The 6,290-nt window shown below is 36.1% G+C and carries 6 protein-coding genes and 1 tRNA gene; 4 read left to right on the top strand and 3 right to left on the bottom strand.

The features are described from left to right. The coding region (locus tag BLV64_RS14355; RefSeq protein WP_143034124.1) for a T9SS type B sorting domain-containing protein at window positions 1–258 on the top strand (258 nt) is incomplete at its 5' end. Between the two features lie 744 nt (window positions 259–1,002). Here BLV64_RS14355 and BLV64_RS14350 read toward each other — a convergent pair. Both BLV64_RS14350 and BLV64_RS14345 read right to left on the bottom strand, forming a co-directional pair. Then, window positions 1,003–2,517 (bottom strand): OmpP1/FadL family transporter, encoded by a 1,515-nt coding sequence (locus BLV64_RS14350; RefSeq protein ID WP_092136757.1) that lies wholly within the window; start codon window positions 2,515–2,517, stop codon window positions 1,003–1,005. Between the two features lie 24 nt (window positions 2,518–2,541). Beyond that, the gene (locus BLV64_RS14345) at window positions 2,542–3,558 is read right to left on the bottom strand and encodes a hypothetical protein (RefSeq protein WP_092136755.1); all 1,017 of its coding nucleotides are present in this window, start codon (window positions 3,556–3,558) and stop codon (window positions 2,542–2,544) included. 100 nt (window positions 3,559–3,658) lie between these two features. Between BLV64_RS14345 and proS the strand changes: the two genes are divergently transcribed. The 3 genes from proS (at window position 3,659) to rpsT (ending at window position 5,754) form a co-directional block, all read left to right on the top strand. Further along, window positions 3,659–5,137: a proline--tRNA ligase gene (gene proS / locus BLV64_RS14340; protein ID WP_092136753.1), complete on the top strand. Its 1,479-nt coding sequence runs from the start codon at window positions 3,659–3,661 to the stop codon at window positions 5,135–5,137. A gap of 268 nt (window positions 5,138–5,405) precedes the next feature. After that, window positions 5,406–5,477: transfer RNA gene (locus BLV64_RS14335), tRNA-Glu, on the top strand. Window positions 5,478–5,502: 25 nt separating this feature from the next. Beyond that, complete coding sequence (gene rpsT, locus BLV64_RS14330) at window positions 5,503–5,754, top strand: 30S ribosomal protein S20 (RefSeq protein WP_092136751.1); 252 nt, start codon at window positions 5,503–5,505, stop codon at window positions 5,752–5,754. Window positions 5,755–5,996: 242 nt separating this feature from the next. Here the strand turns inward: rpsT and BLV64_RS14325 are convergent. Beyond that, window positions 5,997–6,290, bottom strand: a 294-nt coding sequence (locus BLV64_RS14325; RefSeq protein WP_143034136.1) for a transposase, incomplete at its 5' end; no start/stop codon positions are given.

Raw genomic sequence — 6,290 nt, 5'->3', positions numbered from 1 at the left:
TACTTCACACCAAACGATGATGGTTACCACGATACATGGAATATCTATGGCATCGAGAATCAGCCAGATGCTAAGATCTTTATCTTCGACCGTTTTGGAAAACTGTTAAAACAATTAAGTCCAACAGGAGCAGGTTGGGATGGTACGTATAACGGAAACCCAATGCCAACAAGTGACTATTGGTTTACTGTAGACTACAGAGAGCCTGGAACAGATAATAAGAAAAGCTTTAAAGCACACTTTACATTAAAACGCTAAAAGCAAAACGAATATCTGATAGAATAAACAAAAAAACCTGAACAGTAATGTTCAGGTTTTTTTATGGGTATAAGTGTGGTCTGTTTTAAAATAGACCATTACAGTTTGTAAACCTACGAGTGTATATAAATTGAATGCGATGCTCCTGTAATACAAGGGTTATTGGTCTTAATAGCACTTTTTAATGGACTACTTTTTACGCGAATCTTGTTCTTTGTCTGTACATGATTCTATGGTATAGGCGGTGAGGAGTTATTTAAATTCCTTTGTGTCTTGAAGGGAGTTGTTAACGGAGGAGAGTATAGAGTTGATAAGGTGGTTTCGTACGGCTATAAGGACCTATACAATAATCTAATCGTGAGGAAGTCAATTCTGTAGCGAAAACTAATGTTTGCGTTAACGACTACCTTAATACTAAGGTTATTCATATATAAAGCTTATATTCCTAGTTTTATAAGAAGTTTTGTATTTGGGGAGACTACTTTGATTTGCAGGCTTAAAAACAATTCAAAGCGCGCTAATCACTAATCTTTACTGCCCAGATTGATATTCGAAAATAGGCATGCTTTTACGGTTGATAAAAAAGACCTAACGGCTATCAGGGCGGTAGATGTGTAAAAGTATAATTAAGGTAAATGATCTTGCTAAAGTTTGTGTTAAAGATGGTGTCTAATACATGAAATCAATAAAAAAGCCTAAACAGAGTGTTTAGGCTTTTTTTATATCGTTTAGTTACTAGTAGTCTTACAGTTTAAATCCTAAACTTAAGGTGATGTTAGATTGAACAGCGTCTATAGCTGCCGCGTCTACCAATCCTGTAGTGTATAACTGATACGTATTGTCTTGTTTAAATTGATCGAACGTTAAGTCTAAATTTAGATTGCCAAAATTATAGCCCAATCCAACAGAGTATCCGTTTAGATCGCCAACAGTTTGCTCGTTAACATAAGGGCTTTCTTCAAAGCGATATCCCCCTCTTAAACTTAATTGCTTTATTTTGTATTCAGCACCAACTTTATAAGTAGAGGCTGCTTTTAATTGGTTTTCGATTAGAGCATTTTGTGTTCTAAAATGAGAATCGTTAGTCGGCTTAAACTTTGTATTACTGTAATCCTTTCTCGAGTAGTCAAAACTGATTAAACCTTTTGTTCCAAAAACGTAAGCTAAACTACCTGTTAGTTTGCCAGGCGTTTGGATTTTATACTCTTCAAAAATATTAACTATATTAGGATCAATTGTTTTTAAAACATTTGATCCCGAGTCGTCTCTAACTGTTTCGATATATTGCGTTGTTTCTTCAGTGATAGACATCCATGTTGGAGAGTTGTAAGTTAAACCTAAGCGGAATGATTCTGATAATTTGAAAATACTTCCCAATTGAAATGAGAACCCACTTCCTGTAGCTACCATGTTATTTTCGAAACCGACTTGGCTTACAACTGAACCAATGTTATTGTTTCGTTCATATAAAAACGTAGAGCGTTCATAATTTAAGAAATGGGAATTTAAATTCACACCTAAATAAATATCATCTCCGTATTGCGCTCCTAAATTAAAAGCGACTTTACCATTGTATCCGGTTGCTGCATAAGAGTATTCTTGGTTAAATGTTCCACTAGCTATGTTTGATGAGTAACTCGTGTTTTCATCATCGTAAGTGTCAGGTTCTAAAATAAACGAATCGTACCCTAAGAAAGCTTGTTGGTGTTGATAGCCATATGCACTTCCGATACCAGAGTAGGCTTCATTAGTTGACTCTCCCGGTAATGCTGAAATTTCATCTAATCTAAGGCCTTGTGAGTTGTTTAAGAAGTAAGAGTCAATGGATCTGGTATTTATACCATTCGACATCCAATCATCCTCATAATTTTTGGTGTTTTCATAAGCAACAGCTAAACTTATTTTCTTCCACGGAGAGTTAGAGGTTTGTTTAAAAACAAAAACACCACCAGCTTGATTTACGCTAAAATTTGAGTTCGAGCTGCTGTTTTTACCATTAAAATAAGAAGTTTTATTTTTCCTATTCGTATTACCCAAGGTAAAAGTGGCATAGCTTTGAGCAAAAACTGCCGAACCAGCAGGGTTAATGCTAATGGCACTTAAATCACCTCCTAAAGCTCCGAATGCACCACCTAAAGCTCTAAATCTAGCAGATCCTTGTATTTCTCCGTCACTGTAACGAACGGCGTCAGTTAAATTCTGAGCGTTAATTGCTGACATAGATAAAACACCTATGAGTAGTAAGTATAACTTTTTCATACTATTTGTTTTTCTTTTTTACGATTATCCTCTGCGTCTTGAACCTCCTGTACTTCTTGAAGGAGAAGGGCTTGAACTTCTGCTAGGCGTGCTCATCGAACTATTAGAACGCGTACGATTTGGTGTCGTCGCTCTAGGTGTAGATGTACGAGGAGTGGTTGTTGTTCTCTCTCTATTTGGAGTGGTTGGTCTTGTTTTTGAAGGAGTTGTTATTCTAGGTCTAGGAGTGCTCGTTCTTGGAGTACTCGTACGTGTTCTTGGTGTTGTCTCTGTACGTGCTCTAGTATTTGAGTTTGTTCGCGATTGTGTCGTTACGCGTCTACCCAAGGCGGTGTTTTGATTTATATTAGTGCTTCTTGATCTAATATCTCCTCTTCGAGTTGCATTTCGAGAGACACCATTTCTATAGTAACTACCGTAGTATGGTGAAGAACCATAGTATCCACCAGCGTAATACCCTCCATAGTAACCTCCGTTATAGTATGGGTTGTAGTAAGGGTTATAATAAGGACTGTAATATGGCGAGTGGTAGCCACTATATAATCCGTAGTCATAACCATAACCGTACCCAAAGCTTATATTCCATCCTCTATAGGGTCTAGCATAGCCCCAATGATTCCATCCGTAATACGGTCTGTTCCAATAATTAGAGTAACCAATATTATTGTTGTATATATTAATAGTTGTGGTTTCATTTTCTTGTCCCCATCCAGCATAACCGTCAGAAACAACCCCATTGGTGTCATAATTGCTTTGGTAGCTGTCAACATCGGTAAATACTTCTTCTTGTTCTTCTGCTTCGTCAGCTATATTTAAGGCGTTTGCACGTTCTTGAAAATAGTTTTCATAAAAACTGTTAGAGTCCTCTTTAGACGCTACAGCGCTAGGTTGTTCTTGCTCTAGGTGCCCCTCATCAGAACTGTAAATACCATCATTGTCTTGCCCAACATATTGGTAGGATCCACATGATGTGAGCCCGAATGCAGTTATTATAGCTATGGCCATAGTTGCTTTTTTGCGTATTTCGTTTTTAAATTGCATATCTCATGTATTTTATTGTTGAACATAACAAAAATAGTTAGTTTTGTCAAACTATTTCTTTTTTTAATATACACACAAGATTTGTGCCAAAATACTGAATATGAGCAAAAAACTAACGAGTAGAGCAGAGGATTACTCAAAATGGTATAACGAACTAGTCGTTAAAGCCGATATGGCCGAGAATTCGGCAGTACGTGGATGTATGGTTATCAAACCATATGGATACGCGATTTGGGAAAAAATGCAAGCAGAATTAGACAGAATGTTTAAAGAAACAGGACATCAAAATGCTTATTTTCCATTATTTGTTCCAAAGAGTTTATTTGAAGCTGAAGAGAAGAATGCTGAAGGATTTGCTAAAGAATGTGCTGTTGTAACGCATTATAGATTACAAAATGATCCAGACAATCCGGGGAAATTACGTGTAGACCCAGAAGCTAAACTAGAAGAAGAATTGGTGGTACGACCAACTAGTGAAGCTATTATTTGGAATACATATAAAGGATGGATTCAGTCGTATCGCGATTTACCTTTATTAATTAACCAATGGGCTAATGTGGTGCGATGGGAAATGCGAACGCGTTTGTTTTTAAGGACAGCCGAATTTTTATGGCAAGAAGGGCATACGGCTCACGAAACTAAAGCTGAAGCGTTATTAGAAGCGCAAACTATGAATAACGTGTATGCAACTTTTGCTGAAAACTTTATGGCTATACCTGTAATTCAAGGAGTGAAATCGGAAAGCGAACGTTTTGCTGGTGCTGATGAAACTTACTGTATTGAAGCCTTAATGCAAGATGGAAAAGCATTACAAGCTGGGACATCTCACTTTTTAGGTCAGAATTTTGCCAAAGCATTTGATGTTAAATTCACCAATAAAGAAGGAAAGCAAGATTATGTTTGGGCTACTTCATGGGGGGTGTCGACGCGATTAATGGGGGCCTTAATAATGACTCATAGTGATGATTTAGGTTTGGTCTTACCACCAAATCTAGCACCTAACCAAGTGGTTATTGTTCCTATATATAAAACCGATGAACAGTTGGAAGAAATTACCACTGTTGTAAATGGTATTATGAAAGACTTAAGAGTACGAGATATTACCGTTAAGTTTGATAATAGAACAACACATAGGCCAGGGGCAAAATTTGCTCAACACGAACTACAAGGTGTGCCGTTAAGAATTGCTATAGGACCAAAAGATCTTGCAAATGGAACCGTAGAATTGGCTCGTAGAGATACTTTAACTAAAGAAGTTGTTGCTTTAGACACATTAACGGATAAAGTAGAAGGGTTAATGACAGAAATTCAAGACGCTTTGTTTGATAAGGCATTGGACTATAGAAATAATCATATCACTGAAGTGGATACTTTTGATGAGTTTAAAGCAGTTATAGAAGGTAAAGGTGGTTTTGTATCGGCGCATTGGGATGGTACAATAGAAACTGAAGACAAGATCAAAGAGCTTACTAAAGCGACCATAAGATGTATTCCTTTAGATGCGAAAGAAGAAAATGGTACATGTGTGTTTTCTGGAAGTCCCTCAAACAGAAGGGTTTTGTTCGCTAAAGCCTATTAATTTTAAATTTATTTTATTTTAAGCTTGCAACATTTAAAAATAAGAGTATCTTTGCATCCGCAATAGCAATATTGCTGCTCACAATAAGAGAAATATTGTGAAAGTTATTTGAAAAAAAGTGTTGCAAGTTTAGAAAATAAAATATATATTTGCACCCGCAATGATCACATTGCTACTCACAATAAAGAAATAAAAATTGTGAAAGTTATTTGAAAAAATAGTTGCAGGTTTAAAAATAAGTTTTATATTTGCAAACTCAAAATTAAATGGCCCGTTCGTCTATCGGCTAGGACGCCAGGTTTTCATCCTGGTAAGAGGGGTTCGATTCCCCTACGGGCTACAATTTTTTAATAAAAAATAAACTAATGGCAAATCATAAGTCAGCGTTAAAAAGAATCAGAAGTAACGAATCTAAGCGCTTAAGAAATAAATATCAGCATAAAACGACTCGTAATGCAATCAAGAGATTACGTGAGTTAACAGATAAGAAGGAAGCGGAAGCATTATTGCCTTCAGTAGTATCTATGTTAGATAGATTAGCAAAGAAGAATATTATTCACGCTAACAAAGCTGCTAATTTAAAATCTAATTTAGTAAAGCACGTCGCTTCTATCTAATTATCTTAAGTTATATAATAATAGAAAAGCCTAATGAGAAATCATTAGGCTTTTTTGTGTTATATCCCGTTCTATGATGATTCAAGTACAATGGGGATCATTCCGGATCATGACCAACTGTTGTGGGATCAGGGCCACTAGCTGTGTGTATACAAAATGATGATTTATCTAAATTAACTCCATTCTTTACACGATGTCTTTATCGTTTCATAGAATTCTTGGATCATTCCTAAATGTTGTGTTTAGGCAAAAATTGTAGTCAGCCTATAAAGGAAGAATTCTACATTTTTCACACCTCTGAACTGAGCTCTAAAAGCTTTTATTTTAGCATTAAATGATTCAGCGGATGCGTTTGTGCTTCTATTTATAAAATAGTTTAGGATCGATTTATAATTGAGGGATATAGTGTTGGCAATTGTATTGAATGAGCTGAAGCCCGTGTTTTCAACGTCTTTGTACCAATGTGCCATTTTTGTGTATGCTATTTGTATAGAAGTTGTCTTATTGAATATATTTCTGAGCCCCTTTACTAGGTC

The organism is Bizionia paragorgiae (assembly GCF_900107625.1).
In the GTDB taxonomy this organism is placed as follows: Bacteria; Bacteroidota; Bacteroidia; order Flavobacteriales; family Flavobacteriaceae; genus Bizionia; species Bizionia paragorgiae.
This window is presented reverse-complemented; position numbering and strand designations above follow the sequence as displayed.

What these genes read in the sequence shown, in the direction of transcription:
- BLV64_RS14350 (WP_092136757.1), bottom strand. Translation starts at nt 2,517, where the DNA reads ATGAAAAAGTTATACTTACTACTCATAGGTGTTTTATCTATGTCAGCA.
- BLV64_RS14345 (WP_092136755.1), bottom strand. Translation starts at nt 3,558, where the DNA reads ATGCAATTTAAAAACGAAATACGCAAAAAAGCAACTATGGCCATAGCT.
- rpsT (WP_092136751.1), top strand. Translation starts at nt 5,503, where the DNA reads ATGGCAAATCATAAGTCAGCGTTAAAAAGAATCAGAAGTAACGAATCT.
- proS (WP_092136753.1), top strand. Translation starts at nt 3,659, where the DNA reads ATGAGCAAAAAACTAACGAGTAGAGCAGAGGATTACTCAAAATGGTAT.